The sequence below is a fragment of the Shewanella ulleungensis genome, from assembly GCF_014648315.1.
Taxonomy (GTDB): Bacteria; Pseudomonadota; Gammaproteobacteria; order Enterobacterales; family Shewanellaceae; genus Shewanella; species Shewanella ulleungensis.
This window is the reverse complement of record NZ_BMQW01000004.1, coordinates 198,022-213,624: the sequence shown is the minus strand read 5'-3', so window position 1 is coordinate 213,624 and position 15,603 is coordinate 198,022. Positions and strand designations below refer to the sequence as shown.

Annotated in this window: 14 protein-coding genes and 1 tRNA gene; 9 read left to right on the top strand and 6 right to left on the bottom strand. The window is 42.7% G+C overall.

Features of this window, described 5'->3' with window-relative positions; genetic code table 11:
• Positions 1-13 precede the first annotated feature (13 nt).
• The 5 genes from gabD (at position 14) to IEY40_RS09875 (ending at position 6,539) form a co-directional block, all read left to right on the top strand.
• On the top strand, positions 14-1,462 hold the full coding sequence (gene gabD, locus IEY40_RS09895; protein ID WP_188955671.1) for an NADP-dependent succinate-semialdehyde dehydrogenase: 1,449 nt from the start codon (positions 14-16) through the stop codon (positions 1,460-1,462).
• A gap of 11 nt (positions 1,463-1,473) precedes the next feature.
• Positions 1,474-2,748 (top strand): 4-aminobutyrate--2-oxoglutarate transaminase, encoded by a 1,275-nt coding sequence (gabT, locus tag IEY40_RS09890; protein ID WP_188955669.1) that lies wholly within the window; start codon positions 1,474-1,476, stop codon positions 2,746-2,748.
• A gap of 126 nt (positions 2,749-2,874) precedes the next feature.
• Positions 2,875-4,992 carry a methyl-accepting chemotaxis protein gene (locus IEY40_RS09885; RefSeq protein WP_188955667.1) on the top strand — a complete coding sequence of 706 codons (2,118 nt, stop codon included), beginning with the start codon at positions 2,875-2,877 and terminating at the stop codon, positions 4,990-4,992.
• 89 nt (positions 4,993-5,081) lie between these two features.
• The gene (locus IEY40_RS09880; protein WP_188955665.1) at positions 5,082-5,741 is read left to right on the top strand and encodes an RluA family pseudouridine synthase; all 660 of its coding nucleotides are present in this window, start codon (positions 5,082-5,084) and stop codon (positions 5,739-5,741) included.
• A 75-nt stretch (positions 5,742-5,816) separates the two neighbouring features.
• The gene (locus IEY40_RS09875; protein WP_188955662.1) at positions 5,817-6,539 is read left to right on the top strand and encodes a DUF599 domain-containing protein; all 723 of its coding nucleotides are present in this window, start codon (positions 5,817-5,819) and stop codon (positions 6,537-6,539) included.
• 129 nt (positions 6,540-6,668) lie between these two features.
• Here the strand turns inward: IEY40_RS09875 and IEY40_RS09870 are convergent.
• From IEY40_RS09870 to rpsU, 5 genes are all read right to left on the bottom strand, one after another.
• A tRNA-Ile gene (locus IEY40_RS09870) sits at positions 6,669-6,745 on the bottom strand.
• A 318-nt stretch (positions 6,746-7,063) separates the two neighbouring features.
• The gene (rpoD, locus tag IEY40_RS09865) at positions 7,064-8,905 is read right to left on the bottom strand and encodes an RNA polymerase sigma factor RpoD (protein WP_229777069.1); all 1,842 of its coding nucleotides are present in this window, start codon (positions 8,903-8,905) and stop codon (positions 7,064-7,066) included.
• Positions 8,906-9,055: 150 nt separating this feature from the next.
• On the bottom strand, positions 9,056-10,783 hold the full coding sequence (gene dnaG, locus IEY40_RS09860; RefSeq protein ID WP_188955658.1) for a DNA primase: 1,728 nt from the start codon (positions 10,781-10,783) through the stop codon (positions 9,056-9,058).
• An 89-nt stretch (positions 10,784-10,872) separates the two neighbouring features.
• Complete coding sequence (locus IEY40_RS09855) at positions 10,873-11,316, bottom strand: GatB/YqeY domain-containing protein (protein WP_188955656.1); 444 nt, start codon at positions 11,314-11,316, stop codon at positions 10,873-10,875.
• 7 nt (positions 11,317-11,323) lie between these two features.
• Positions 11,324-11,539 (bottom strand): 30S ribosomal protein S21, encoded by a 216-nt coding sequence (rpsU, locus tag IEY40_RS09850; RefSeq protein WP_006080725.1) that lies wholly within the window; start codon positions 11,537-11,539, stop codon positions 11,324-11,326.
• Between the two features lie 333 nt (positions 11,540-11,872).
• On the opposite strand from rpsU, the gene tsaD reads away from it, so the two are divergent.
• On the top strand, positions 11,873-12,889 hold the full coding sequence (gene tsaD, locus IEY40_RS09845; protein ID WP_188955655.1) for a tRNA (adenosine(37)-N6)-threonylcarbamoyltransferase complex transferase subunit TsaD: 1,017 nt from the start codon (positions 11,873-11,875) through the stop codon (positions 12,887-12,889).
• Between the two features lie 22 nt (positions 12,890-12,911).
• Here the strand turns inward: tsaD and plsY are convergent, their stop codons facing one another.
• Entirely contained in the window at positions 12,912-13,541 is a 630-nt protein-coding gene (gene plsY, locus IEY40_RS09840) for a glycerol-3-phosphate 1-O-acyltransferase PlsY (RefSeq protein WP_188955652.1), read from the bottom strand.
• A gap of 278 nt (positions 13,542-13,819) precedes the next feature.
• Here plsY and folB point away from each other — a divergent pair, with 278 nt between their 5' ends.
• The 3 genes from folB to IEY40_RS09825 are packed head-to-tail and all read left to right on the top strand — an operon-like array spanning position 13,820 to position 15,560.
• Positions 13,820-14,173: a dihydroneopterin aldolase gene (gene folB, locus IEY40_RS09835; RefSeq protein WP_188955650.1), complete on the top strand. Its 354-nt coding sequence runs from the start codon at positions 13,820-13,822 to the stop codon at positions 14,171-14,173.
• Between the two features lie 39 nt (positions 14,174-14,212).
• Positions 14,213-14,737 (top strand): 2-amino-4-hydroxy-6-hydroxymethyldihydropteridine diphosphokinase, encoded by a 525-nt coding sequence (gene folK / locus IEY40_RS09830; RefSeq protein ID WP_188955648.1) that lies wholly within the window; start codon positions 14,213-14,215, stop codon positions 14,735-14,737.
• 25 nt (positions 14,738-14,762) lie between these two features.
• Positions 14,763-15,560: an undecaprenyl-diphosphate phosphatase gene (locus IEY40_RS09825; protein WP_188955647.1), complete on the top strand. Its 798-nt coding sequence runs from the start codon at positions 14,763-14,765 to the stop codon at positions 15,558-15,560.
• Positions 15,561-15,603 lie beyond the last annotated feature (43 nt).

Sequence of the window (15,603 nt, the reverse complement as noted above, 5' to 3'; positions counted from 1 at the left end):
GTAGGAGAGCGTTGTGATTTTAAATGATCCAAGCTTATTGCATGAGCAATGTTATATCGATGGTGTTTGGGTTGACGCCGACAGTGGTGACAAGATTGCCATCAACAATCCTGCAACCCAAGAACTCATTGGCCATGTGCCTGTGATGGGAGCAGTAGAAACTCAAGCCGCCATTACAGCAGCCAATAATGCATTACCTGCATGGCGTGCGTTAACCGCTAAAGAGCGCAGCCAGAAATTAAGACGTTGGTTTGAGTTGATGCACGAAAATGCTGAAGACCTAGCGTTGATTATGACCACTGAGCAAGGTAAACCATTGGCCGAAGCCAGAGGCGAAGTCACTTATGCCGCCTCGTTTATAGAATGGTTTGCTGAAGAAGCTAAGCGTATTTATGGTGATACCATTCCTGGGCATCAAGCTGATAAAAGACTGACGGTAATCAAACAACCTGTGGGGGTTACTGCGGCTATTACGCCGTGGAATTTCCCTGCCGCGATGATCACCCGTAAAGCTGCACCGGCACTTGCCGCGGGTTGTACTATGGTGGTTAAGCCTGCGCCGCAAACTCCGTTTACTGCATTAGCATTGGCAGCGCTTGCCCATCGCGCGGGTATTCCGGCGGGGGTATTTAGTGTGGTTACTGGTGACGCTATTGCCATTGGTAATACTCTATGCGATAGCCCTATTGTGCGTAAGTTATCGTTTACTGGTTCAACCGCCGTTGGTATTAAGTTAATGGAGCAATGCGCGCCTACACTTAAAAAACTGTCGCTTGAACTAGGCGGTAATGCACCGTTTATTGTGTTTGACGATGCCGATATCGACGCCGCTGTTGAAGGCGCAATGATTGCCAAATACCGTAATGCAGGCCAAACCTGCGTATGTGCAAACCGCATTTATGTTCAAGCTGGTGTATATGAGCAATTTACTCAAAAGTTTGCCGCTGCGGTCGCTAAACTTAATGTTGGCAACGGCGCAGATGATGGGGTAAATATTGGCCCATTGATTAATGAAGCCGCAGTTGCAAAAGTACAGAGCCACTTAGCTGATGCACTATCAAAAGGCGCCAGTGTTGTTGCTGGTGGTAAAGCGCATAGCTTGGGTGGATTCTTTTTTGAACCAACCATTTTACGTGATGTTGATAAGTCGATGTTGGTGGCTAAAGAAGAAACATTTGGTCCATTAGCACCATTGTTTAAATTCGATACCGTAGATGATGTGATTAAACAAGCTAACGACACTGAGTTTGGTTTAGCGGCGTATTTTTATGGCCGCGATATTTCGCTCGTCTACAAAGTTGCTGAAGCGCTTGAGTATGGCATGGTGGGAGTTAATACTGGATTAATCTCGACAGAAGTGGCGCCTTTTGGCGGCATTAAATCGTCAGGATTAGGCCGCGAAGGCTCTAAGTTTGGTATCGAAGAATACCTAGAAATGAAATATATCTGCATGTCAGTTTAAGAGAGTGGGTTATGACTAAAACAAATGATGGACTAATGGCACGTCGCCAAGCGGCTGTGGCTCAAGGTGTAGGGCAAATCCACCCTATTTTTACTGAACGTGCTGAGAACGCAACAGTATGGGATGTTGAAGGTCGTGAATACATTGATTTTGCAGGCGGCATTGCGGTGCTCAATACCGGTCATTTGCATCCTAAAGTCAAAGCGGCTGTAGCTGCCCAGTTAGATGCCTTCTCGCATACCTGTTTTATGGTATTGGGTTACGAAAGCTATATTGCTGTGTGTGAAAAACTTAATCATTTAGTCCCGGGTGATTTTGCCAAGAAAACCGCGTTATTCACTAGTGGTTCTGAAGCGGTTGAAAACGCCGTTAAAGTGGCTCGTGCTTACACTAAACGTGCCGGTGTTATTGCATTTACTTCAGGCTATCACGGTCGTACGATGGCGGCATTGGCCTTAACCGGTAAGGTTGCACCGTACAGCAAAGGCATGGGCTTAATGTCGGCTAATGTGTTCCGCGCTGAGTTTCCGTGTGAAATGCATGGCGTGTCTGAAGATGATGCGATTGAGTCAATTGAACGTATATTTAAAAATGATGCTGAACCTGCTGATATCGCTGCGATTATACTCGAGCCTGTGCAAGGTGAGGGGGGATTTTACGCCGTTACGCCATCTTTTATGAAGCGCTTACGTGAGTTGTGCGACAACCATGGCATCGTGCTAATTGCGGATGAAGTCCAAACCGGCGCAGGCCGTACTGGTACCTTCTTTGCGATGGAACAAATGGGTGTAGCTGCTGATATTACAACATTTGCCAAGTCTATTGCTGGTGGTTTTCCACTGTCAGGTATTACCGGAAAAGCTGAAATTATGGACGCGGTAACCGCAGGTGGTTTAGGTGGTACTTATGGCGGTAGTCCAATAGCCTGTGCTGCTGCACTTGCGGTAATTGAAGTATTCGAAGAAGAGCAGTTACTGACTAGAGCCAATGATGTTGGTAACAAGCTGAAAACGGCATTAAAAGATATGCAGGCTAAGTACCCACAAATTGCAGATGTGCGTGGTTTAGGAGCCATGATTGCCATTGAACTGATGGAAGACGGCGTACCTGCTCCACAATATAGTGCTAAGATTTTGGCTGAAGCACGCAATCGTGGTTTGATTTTATTGTCTTGTGGTACCTACGGTAATGTTATTCGTGTGTTAGTGCCGCTAACGGCCCCTGATGCGCAAATTGATGCAGGTTTAGCGATTATGGATGGTACATTTCAAGCTGTGTTTCAGTAACCGGTTATATTGCACAACATAATCATTTAAATCCCGCTTTTGGCGGGATTTTTTTTGCATTTTTCGATATGTTTAAAAATGCGGACTACACTTAAAAAGTCTTGTAAACACTGGGAGTTGAATTGAATGAAAGCACTATCCATTAGATCAAAGTTGTTATGGATCACTTCGGCATTGTTTATTGCCACTGTTATTACACTCTCAGTCAGTTTATGGATAGTACTAAAAGATAAAAACAATATTCTAGCCGCAGAAGTTGAAGTGGCTTTACAGCAAGAAATTAACGACAAATTATCTGCTAGGGCAGGAGAGTATGGTGAGCGTGTCGCAGGTTTTATTAACGAAGCGTATCGTATTCCATATTCATTTACAGGGCTTATTGAGCAAACGTCGAAAAAAGATCCATTAACCCGTGAACGACTCGAGTTATCGCTCGCTGCAGTGCTACAAAAAAATGCACAAATCTCATCAATGTATGCCCAATTTGAACCCAATGGTTATGATTTTCTTGATGATGTTTATCGTCAAGGTAGTAGCCACAGTGTGCCTAATGCCGGCACATTAGAGATATATTACACCCGCAGCGAAAATGGCACTGTTGAACAACAATCGGTTGACGATGCCGCTGAGAAATATATTGAAACTCTTAATGAGTTTGGTGTACGAGAAGCTGAATGGTATTTGTGCGCCAAAGACACCAAAAAACCCTGTTTAATGGAACCATACTTATACGAAATTACCCCAGGTAATAACGCATTAATGACTTCGCTGACTGTGCCTGTATTGGTCGATAATCAGTTTAAAGGTTTGGTGGGCGTCGACATTAACTTACCGATGTTTCAAACCATGATAATGCAATTGTCTAAAAGTTTGTACCAGGGCCAAGCCAAAGTCACCTTGGTTAGTCAAAAAGGCTTTGTGGTTGCAGCAAGCCATTATACTAAATTCGCTCGGCCATTGAGTGAGTCGGTTCAGCCTGAATTTGCCAAAAAGTTATTAGCATTAAACAACACCTCTGGTTTTGTTAATGAACCAGACAGCATTGCAGTTGGCTACCCTATTGCTATCCCTATTGCTAATGCAACATGGTCGTTGATTATTGAAGTGCCTAAAAGCCAGGCCTTTATGGCCGTTAATAACATGAACGATTCAATGACCGAAATGGAAATGTCATTAGGTGGCTTGTTATTGATGATTGGCATCGCAGTCACAGTTATTGCCGTGATTATTATTAGTTTGGTTATCCGCAGCATTATAGCGCCGTTGAGTATGATCCAAACACGGGTTGAAAACTTGGCTAGTGCTGAAGGTGATTTAACCCAAACGATTGAGGTCGACGCACATGCTGAATTGATTGCGCTAGGCGGTGGGATTAATCGTTTTATTGCAAAATTACGCCACTTGATTTCCGAACTTAAAATACTTGCTGATAGCTCGCAACAAGAAAGTATTAAGTCAGCTGAAATCGCTAAACACACCCGTGAAAGTGTAAATCGACAATATAGTGAAATTGAAAGTGTGGTCACTGCTGTGAATCAAATGAGTGCGACAGCCCTAGAAGTGGCTAAAGCCTCAGAGCAAACTGCAATGGAAACCGAGTCGATGACAATCAATGTTAAAGATGGTGAGTCGCGTTTAACTCAAGCCATGGTGTTTGTTGAGGACATGTCTAAAGAGTCAGCCCAGGCGCAGCAAGCGGTTAATTTAGTGTCGCAAAGTAGTAGCAACATTAGTCGTATTTTAGAGGTGATTAGCGCCATTGCTGAGCAAACTAATCTTTTAGCACTAAACGCTGCGATTGAGGCGGCACGAGCAGGAGAGCAAGGTCGCGGTTTTGCTGTGGTTGCCGACGAAGTGAGAACATTAGCTTCGAGAACCCAAAAATCGACTGATGAAATTAGTACTTTGATTGATTCACTGCAAAAAGAAGTGAAAAATGCCTCGAACATTATTGATAAAGGGGCACAAGGCGCGAATAAAGCCGTTGAGCAAACTCAATTAGCCTTGCAATCGTTAAATGCTATTGTGTCGCAAATTGATGAGATATCGAGCCAGGTGACCCACATTGCGACTGCCGCTGAAGAACAAAGTGCCGTCACTGAAGAGGTGAACCGCAATATTACCGGTATTTCTGATTCCGCCTCTGAACTATCGCAACTTGCCGACGAAGCTCAGCAAAGCAGTGACAGTCTTGCCGAACTAGTGCGTCAGCAACATCAACAGCTTGGACGTTTGCGTACTTAAGTTATTTTTTGATACTTTAATGATACAAAGGTGGCCAGTGAGCCACCTTTGCTATTATGATCGCGATATAATTTGATGATCAAAATGTTATGTCTGAATTTATTGCGCCACCCTGTCACGGTGTTATTGAGGTGTTATACCAAGATGAACACATCCTGCTCATCAACAAACCATCAGGACTGTTGAGCTTGTCGGGCAAAAATCCGTTAAATAAAGATTCTGTGCATTATCGTTTAGTACAAGATTTCCCTAGTGCGACCTTATTGCATCGACTTGATTTTGGCACCTCAGGCATTATGCTGGTGGCGTTAAATAAACAGGTTAATGGCTTGTTGACTCAGCAATTTCAGCAACGCACTATCAGCAAAACTTATACCGCAATACTTCACGGTGTTTTACCGGATGACGAGGGGGAGGTTGATTTACCCATTGCCAAAGATGTCGATAATTTTCCGTTTATGAAAATTTGCCATGAAACTGGAAAGCCTGCTCAAAGCCACTATCGAGTGATAAGTCGAGATCTTCAAGAATTATCCACCAAGGTGACATTTCGCCCCATTACAGGCCGCACTCATCAGTTACGTATCCATAGTCTTCATTTAGGACATCCGATACTTGGTTGTGACTTATACTTTAATGCTCAGTCACGACATATGTCGTCGCGGTTACTCTTGCATGCCACTACCCTAACTTTTATTCACCCAATTTCCCTTGAGACTATCAATTGTGTTTGCCCAAGCCCGTTTTAAACCAAAAACTGATTTATGGTTAGTAAAAACTGATGCATAATCAATCTATTATTTTTTTAGTAATGGGTGATTAACATGGTGGTGCCATGGATCGATTCGTTTGCCTTTATTGTTTTTTTAGTTGCCTGGGTTGGTTACACAGGTTTTGCTCGGCGTAAAGCCAAAACCACTAACTGTATTGCTAGGGTGATGCATCAACAACGGATTATGTGGATGTCGCAAGTGATTGGGAAAGAGAATCGCGTTGGTGAGGCAGCATTATTAGCCAACCTAGAGCGTAATATTGCCTTTTTTGCTTCAACGACCTTACTGGTATTAGCGGGTGTATTGACGTTGTTCTCACAAGTTGAAAAGCTGGAAACCGTCATAGCTTCAATTCCATTTACCGCCCCACCTAATCATGCATTAGTGCAGGTTAAACTCGGCTTGTTGGTGGGCATTTTTGTCTTAGCGTTTTTCCAGTTTACCTGGTCAATGCGCCAATATGGCTTTGTTAACGTTATGATTGGCGCGGCACCATTAGATAAAACGGGTACAGATAAAAACCTCATCGCTTACGCAAGACAAATGGCAGTCGTACAAGATCAAGCCGCTCATTCTTACAATTATGGTCTGCGCTCATATTACTATTCAATGGCAGCATTGTGCTGGTTTGTTAATCCGTGGATGTTTATCGTAGCCAGTTTATTTGTGGTATATACCCTATACCAACGAGAGTTTAATTCTAAAGCGGTCGTGGCCATTACCGCTGCACAAACGCATTTAGAAAAAAGCCCTTTACACATTCATAAAGCGTAATGCTTATATTACCCACATGGCACCATGTGAATCATGGTGCCAAACAGTTGCTTATCTTGTTTCGCTAAATCATAAATGCCACATACGAAAAAGCCGTAGCAATGAAACATTGCTACGGCTTATCTGAATTGGTGGCCCCTCCCAGACTTGAACTGGGGACCTGACGATTATGAGTCGTATGCTCTAACCAACTGAGCTAAGGGGCCGACTTACGATAGTCGTCACTATCGAAAGCGGGTGAAAGTATACGAAGTTTGTTCGCGCTTGTCACCCGTGTTTTGAACACTATTTACTTATCTTGTTTCAATTGGTTATCTGTTAAGCAGTTTTGTCGCATTTAAGGCAAATAATGGCAACTGCGATAGCTATTATCTCAAGGTAAATGGCATTAACTCGCTACAACGAATGATATTGTGCTGAATTGTTTGTATTGAAAAGAGAGTAAGAAGCTTTTAGTAATCTAAATAAAAAACATAAAAAAACCTGCCGAAGCAGGTTTTTAACCACAAATAACTCAAATTAGCTTATTCGTCTAAGAAAGACTTTAAGATTTCTGAGCGAGAAGGGTGGCGTAACTTGCGTAACGCTTTAGCTTCAATCTGACGAATACGTTCACGTGTTACGTCAAACTGTTTGCCCACTTCTTCTAACGTGTGGTCGGTGTTCATGTCGATACCGAAACGCATACGCAGTACTTTTGCTTCACGGGCTGTTAAGCCTGCTAACACTTCGTGTGTGGCGTTCTTAAGACTTTCGCTTGTGGCTGAGTCTAATGGTAGCTCGAGAGTGGTATCCTCGATAAAATCACCTAAATGCGAATCTTCATCGTCACCGATTGGGGTTTCCATTGAGATTGGCTCTTTAGCGATTTTTAGTACCTTACGGATCTTATCTTCAGGCATCATCATACGTTCAGCTAATTCTTCAGGAGAAGGCTCACGGCCCATTTCTTGAAGCATTTGACGTGAAATACGATTCAACTTGTTGATGGTTTCGATCATATGTACTGGAATACGGATCGTACGTGCTTGGTCAGCAATCGAGCGAGTAATCGCCTGACGGATCCACCATGTTGCATAAGTTGAGAACTTATAACCACGACGGTATTCGAACTTATCAACCGCTTTCATCAAACCAATGTTACCTTCTTGGATTAAGTCCAAGAACTGTAAACCACGGTTTGTGTACTTTTTAGCAATAGAGATAACCAAACGTAAGTTAGCTTCAACCATTTCTTTCTTCGCACGACGAGCTTTCGCTTCACCGATAGACATACGACGGTTAATGTCTTTAATGCCTGCGATGGTTAAATCTGTTTCTTGTTCGATTGCACCAAGCTTAGTTACACAACGCGTGACGTCGTCTTCAATCATACGAAGACCTTCTGCGTACGGCTTGCTGCTCTCTTTTTCTTTGTTAAACCAATCTAGATTAGTTTCATTGCCTGTAAATGCTTTGATGAAGTTTTTCTTCGGCATTTTAGCTTGTTCAACACAAAGTTTGATCACTAGACGCTCTTGAACACGTACGCGATCCATCATGTTGCGCATGCTTTTCACTAAACGGTCAAACTGTTTAGGAACTAGGCGGAACTCTTTAAATAATTCACCGATAACAAATAACGAACCGATGGCTTCAGGGTGGTCACGACCTTTTTCAGCAATAATGCCTAAGCTTTTTTCGTAAGCTTCTCTTAATTGAGTAAACTTCTCTTTTGCTTCTTCAGGATCTGGACCTTTGTTGCCTTCTTCCTCTTCTTCGTCATCGTCATCATCGTCGTCGTCATCATCATCGTCATCGTCATCGGTATCAGCGACTTCTGAACCAATATTGGTGGCGGTAGGGGCGACGTCATCGTCGTCAGGATTGATAAATCCAGAGATAATATCAGACAAGCGCAATTCTTCAGCTTCATACTGGTCGAATTGCTCTAAGATCATTGCGATAGCTTGAGGGTATTCACTCACAGAACTCTGTACTGTGTTAATACCTTCTTCGATACGTTTAGCAATAACAATTTCGCCTTCGCGAGTAAGTAGCTCTACTGTACCCATTTCACGCATGTACATACGTACTGGGTCTGTGGTACGGCCTAACTCACTTTCAACGGTTGCGAGTGCTGCCGCAGCTTCTTCTGCAGCATCTTCGTCTGTGTTGTCTTCCGACATCATCATGTCATCGGCATCTGGCGCTTCTTCAAAAACGCGGATACCCATGTCATTTATCATCTGGATAATATCTTCAATCTGATCAGAATCGACCATGTCTGCTGGTAAGTGGTCGTTCACTTCAGCATAGGTTAAATAACCTTGCTCTTTACCTTTAGCGAGCAACAGTTTGAGTTGCGACTGCGGAGTGTGATCCATAGATATCATCCAAGTTTGGGTAACTGATAAAACGATAGGCCATATAGCTATGCTAAGTGGCGCGCAAATCGTCAATTATAACTGTGCAGACTAATCTTAGCTAGTCCGTGGCACCGTTTTGTACGCAGAATATTTATCAATAACTGCGTATTATTTTGCAATGCCTTTCATTATCGCAACTAACTTTGTTAGCTGAACTTTTTCAACTTTAGTCAAAGTTTGTTTAAGGCTTAGCTCTTGGTATAGTTGTTCAATATATTGATTATTCAACCATATCAAGGTTTGCTTAAACTCTGGCAATACGTTTTCATCCGCCACTTGATGATCCCATTGGGCTAGCTTTGTTAGAGTGCTTTTTTGTTCATGCTCTCTATGCAGTTCAAGTAGTTGTGCGCTGTTTAACGATTGCTCTCGAGTCATGTCTAGCAAGTGTCCTAGTAATGCGATACCAGGCATTTGCAGTCGCTCTAATGCAGGCTGAATTGCTAAACCAAAGCCGAGGCTAGGATTTTGAACAAGTAGGGCAATGGCTAACCTTAATGGTGTACCACGGCCTTGTAAGCCTTTCGCATTGAGCGGTTTTACTTTATTAACAGCAAAACCGAGTTTTTTCTTTAAATCATCGGCACTATTCATGCCCAATTTGTGTGCTAGATTTTCTAGTAACAAATTCTGTAGGACGGTATCTTGTACCTTTTCAATTAGCGCAATGGCTTGCTTGGCTAATGCCCCTTTATCGGAGCCATGATTGCTACTTAATGTATCAAACAAGAACTCTGGTAATAACATGGCTTTTTGCATTAATGCTTCAAATGCGTCTTTGCCAATTTTTCTGACCATGGTGTCAGGGTCTTCGCCTTGTGGCAAAAACATAAATTTAACTTGGTCACCTGGTTTAAGTAGTGGCAAGGCTGTTTCGAGTGCTCGCCATGCTGCTTCTCGTCCAGCTCGGTCACCGTCGTAACAACAAATGACTTGTTTTGCACTACGCACTAACAGTTGAAATTGTTCAGCTGTAGTTGAGGTACCTAATGATGCTACTGCGTAATCTACCCCAAATTGTGCCAGGGCGACGACATCCATGTAACCTTCAACAATTAAAACGTGTTGTGGATCGCGGTGTTTCTGTTTGAGCTCATATAAACCATAAAGCTCATTACCCTTATGAAATATGGGCGTTTCTGGAGAATTCAAGTATTTTGGGGTACCGTCACCTAAAACTCTTCCTCCAAATCCGACTACACGACCTCTACGGTCGCGGATCGGGAACATCAATCTGTCGCGAAAACGGTCGTAACGTTTGCCGTTATCGTTGGCTATCAGCATGCCTGCTGTGAGCAATTTATCTTGTGCTGCTTGGTTTTGGCGATAACGACCCAGTAAACCATCCCAGCCATCTGGCGCAAAGCCAATACCAAATTGCTCAACTACTTCGTCGGATAGACCACGAAATGCAAGGTAATCAACTACTTTTTGTTTATCTGTATGCTGACGTAATTGACTCTGATAAAAAAGATTTGCTTCTTCCATCAGTTCGTATAAATCGCGGCTTAATCCTTGGTCGGGTCTTTTTCCTGTACCTTGTTCTCTTGGTACGGGTAATCCGAGTTGACCGGCAAGTTCTTCAATGGCATCAACAAATTCGAGGCGATCGTATTCCATGACAAAATCAATTGCATTGCCATGGGCGCCACATCCGAAACAATGATAAAACTGTTTGTCTCTGCTGACGGTAAAAGAGGGTGATTTTTCACTATGAAAAGGACAACAAGCCGAATGATTTTTGCCGGCTTTTTTCAAAGGAACTTTGCGATCTATTAGATCGACTATGTCAATGCGAGCTATAAGCTCATTGATAAAATCACGAGGTATCGCCATTGATTGCTATTTTTCTCGAATTTACTTTATCAACTAATTTAAACAAACAAGCCGTGCAAGTGCACGGCTTATTCAACATTAAAAAGCGATTACTTCAATTTAGCGCGTATCATAGTACCAATGGCACCTAAATCTGCACGACCTTGAACTTTCGATTTTAATGCTCCCATTACTTTACCCATATCCGCCATGGTTGCAGCACCTACTTCAGCGATAGTTGCATCGATAATCGTTGCGACTTCTTCTTCAGTAAGCTGTTTCGGTAGAAAAGTTTCAATAACTTGAATCTCTTCTGCCTCGGCTGCTGCTAACTCCGGACGACCTGCTGCTTCATATTGAACAATAGAGTCACGGCGTTGCTTGACCATTTTGGTTAATACAGCTATCGCTTGTTCATCAGTCAGAGTTTCGCGGGTATCCACTTCAATCTGTTTGATGGCGGCAAGTGCCATACGAATCGTCCCCAAGCGTACTTTTTCTTTAGCACGCATGGCGTCTTTCATTTGGTCTTTTAGCTGATCGGTTAAGTTCATAATGAGATTAATATAAACGTACGCGACGTGCGTTTTCGCGAGAAAGCTTTTTAGCTAAACGCTTAACTGCAGCAGCTTTTGCACGCTTACGAGCAGTAGTTGGCTTCTCGTAGAATTCACGAGCACGCACGTCAGCTAAAATACCAGCTTTTTCACAAGAGCGCTTGAAACGACGAAGAGCTACGTCGAATGGTTCGTTTTCACGTACTTTAATAATTGGCATACGCCATCACCCCTTAGGTGTAGTTATGTTGGTTGGCTAAGTCTACAGTTCAACACTGTCTGTCATGAGTTTAAAAACAAATGCCAGCACATTAAACAGCAGTGTCTCAACTCAATCCAAAGGCTATTTAAAATGGTGCGGAATTTTACACCGAGCAACGACCATTTGTAAACCCCTGATTGATTTTCTCTTTGCGTTGGGTGTAAGGCACTCATTTTTAATATGTTAGCTGAATTTAATCAAATCTATTAAAGGTTAAATACTGAAACATTGGAGTATTTACCTCGACACGGGTAGAATTGGCGGCCATATTTTTGATGAAGATGAGAGATTATGCGGGTTATTGGTATAGAGACATCCTGTGATGAAACTGGTATTGCAGTGTATGACGATAAATTAGGCTTAATGTCGCATGTGCTATACAGCCAAGTTAAATTGCACGCCGATTATGGTGGTGTGGTGCCTGAGCTCGCATCTCGTGATCATGTGCGCAAAATTGTGCCTCTGATTAAACAGGCTTTAGCACAAGCCAATTCAAGTTTAGATGATATCGATGGTGTGGCGTATACCAAAGGCCCTGGGTTGATTGGTGCGTTGCTTGTCGGTGCATGTGTAGGTCGCTCGCTCGCTTATGCATGGAATAAGCCTGCCGTTGGTGTACATCATATGGAAGGCCATTTATTGGCGCCGATGTTAGAAGATGATGCTCCAGAGTTTCCATTTATCGCACTTTTAGTGTCTGGCGGCCATTCTATGTTGGTGCAAGTTGAAGGTATTGGTCGTTATCAAGTATTAGGTGAGTCGGTTGATGACGCCGCAGGCGAAGCTTTTGATAAAACGGCTAAACTAATGGGGCTAGATTATCCAGGCGGACCACGTTTAGCTAAGTTAGCGCAACAAGGTGTTCCTGCAGGGTATAAATTTCCGCGTCCTATGACAGATAGGCCTGGATTAGATTTTAGCTTTTCTGGTTTAAAAACCTTTACCGCTAACACCATTGCTGCTGAACCTAACGATCATCAAACTCGTGCAAACATTGCTAGGGCCTTTGAAGAGGCCGTTGTGGATACGCTGGCAATTAAGTGCAAGCGCGCCTTAAAACAAACAGGTTATAAGCGGTTAGTGATAGCCGGTGGTGTAAGCGCCAACACGCGTTTACGCGAGTCGTTAGCTGAAATGATGACTAATTTAGGCGGTAAAGTATATTACCCACGCGGTGAGTTTTGTACCGATAACGGTGCAATGATTGCTTATGCTGGATTACAGCGTTTACGGGCTGGGCAGATTGAACCTTTGTCTGTTAAAGGGCAACCTCGTTGGCCTTTAGATACATTACCTGCGGTTGATTAAGCACTAAGCGTCCTTTTAAAACCTAACTTTTCTTAGATGAGTTAGGTTTTTTTATGGATTTTTTTCGAGAAACTTTACTTTCTTCACCAATACGTAGGCGGCCGATGTTGTCTTTATGACGAATTAAAATCAAGGTAGAAAGCATCGCGACAGGCAGAATAAATCTATCGTCTAACCACCAGGTATAAAAAGGCGCAAGTGTGGCAGCCGCCATTGCTGCTACTGATGAGTAGCGTGTGATAAGCACAAACACAATCCAAGTAACGATTAGGCACAGGGCTAAATCGCCACCAATGGGGGCCATAGCACCAAATGCTGTTGCAACCCCTTTACCGCCTTTAAAACCAAAGAAAATAGGAAATATATGTCCTAGACATGCACTGACGGCAATAAACCCTAACGATGCTGCGTCAAGTCCGATTTTGTAGCCAAGGTAAGAGGGCAGTGCACCTTTAAGCATATCGAAAAAGAGTACTAAAACTGCAGAGCTTACTCCGCCGATGCGCAATACGTTTGTGGCGCCTGGATTGCCTGAACCACTTGTTCTAGGGTCAGGTAAACCTCTTATTTTACAAACCAATACGGCACTTGAGATCGAGCCGGCTAAGTACGCGGCGATGATCATCAATATTGTGACAATAACGGTGTTCAAATTGGTTTCCTTACTCTTCTTAGGGTATCATCGCGCATTCGTGTGTAAGACATATTTTTCAGTATCCACTGACACTGTCTTCACGTTAACATTGTTGGTTCAAATGAGTTGATTCAAATGAGTCAGTTCAAATGATGTTATTTGCACAATAGCGCTTATCCTACTGTTTTAATTCATTAGGAAAAAGGCCAAATGTGTATTATTAAGCATATAATCGGTAATAAAGTTTGATTAGGATGATCTTCGGGTCTTTTTAAGTCTTTAAGGTGGATAGTTGCATGGATAAAGTGCTTATACGTCAGTTAGCCATAGAAACCGTAATTGGTATTTATGAGTGGGAAAAAAAGCTTCACCAAACTTTACTGATTGATTTAGATATGGCGTGGGACAATCGTCTTGCTGCGGCCAGTGACGAGTACGAACATGCGCTATGTTATGAAACCGTATCGAACCGCTTAATAGCATTAATCACAGAAAAACCAATTGAATTAATCGAAACCGTTGCCGAAATGATTGCACAATGCTTGCAAGACGAGTTTAACGTACCTTGGGTTAAAGTAGTGGTGATGAAGCCTGGTGCTGTTCCACATGCTGCTTCTGTGGGCGTTGAAATTGAACGTGGGCGTATATAAGTGATTTTCTTTTTACCGTATTAGCAATTAGGTTAGTCAATGGCACGTATTTACATCAGCTTAGGGACCAATATCTCTCCTGAGCAACATCTTAAAGCCGGCTTGCTTGATTTGCAGCAATATTTTGGCGCATTACAACTATCTCGTGTATTTGAAAGCGAGGCTGTAGGCTTTAAAGGCACCAATTTTTTAAACATGGTTGCTGCTGCCGATACACAATTATGCATTGCTGATGTTGTTGCAACGTTTAAACAAATTGAGCAAGCTAATGGTCGCATTAAAAGCGAAAAGAAATTTAGCCCACGAAGCTTAGATATTGATTTACTATTGTATGACGACACTGTTTGTGACGAACCTGTGGAGCTTCCTCGAGGCGAAATCTTATTTAATGCCTTTGTATTGTGGCCATTAGCTGAAATAGCTCCCGATTTGAATCATCCTGTTGTGCAAAAAAATTATCATTCCCTTTGGCAAGCGTATGACAAACAATGTCAAAATTTGTGGCCGATAGTGTTTGATTTTCCAGCAGAATTAAAACCAAGTATGACGTTATCAACCCTCTAAAAAGTGACTCCCCACAAGGAAAAATATGGACACGTTTCAAGTTATTTTGCTGGCATTAATTCAAGGTCTAACTGAGTTTTTACCCATTTCTAGCTCGGCGCATTTAATTTTACCATCACAGCTTTTAGGCTGGTCAGATCAAGGACTGTCATTTGATGTAGCGGTAAATACAGGTTCGTTGTTTGCGGTGGTGATTTACTTTCGCCATGACATTGTCATTTTAGCCAAATCATGGTTTAGCAGTTTTTCTGGTAAGCAAAGCCAGGAGAGTAAATTGGCCTGGTGGATCATTTTAGCCACTATCCCTGCGGTAATAGTGGGTTTCACAGCTAAAGACTTTATTGAAACTCATTTTAGAAATACTTTAGTGATTGCCATTACTACTATCGTTTTTGGTTTATTACTGTGGTTTGCCGATCGTATGTCAAAGGCGCAATTAAACGAGTTTCAGATGGGCTGGAAAAAAGCCCTGCTAATTGGTTTAGCTCAAGCCATGGCGCTGATCCCTGGCACATCTCGTTCTGGTGCAACAATGACCGCAGCGTTAATGCTTGGTTTAACCCGCGAAGCTGCAGCCCGTTTCTCGTTTTTAATGTCGATTCCAGTCAGTTTTGGCGCGGCCTTATTGGTCACTAAAGATTTAGTTGAAAGCCCTGCGGCTATAGATTACCAAGCTCTTGGATTAGGTATAGTCGTGTCGTTTATTGCGGCATATTTATGTATTCACTATTTTTTAAAGTTTATTAGCAAAATCGGCATGACCCCATTTGTTATTTACCGTTTATTATTAGGCGGCTTATTGCTTGGTATGCTCTATCTTTAAGGTGATACCTCAACATTAATTACACACTTTAATAAACGGGTAG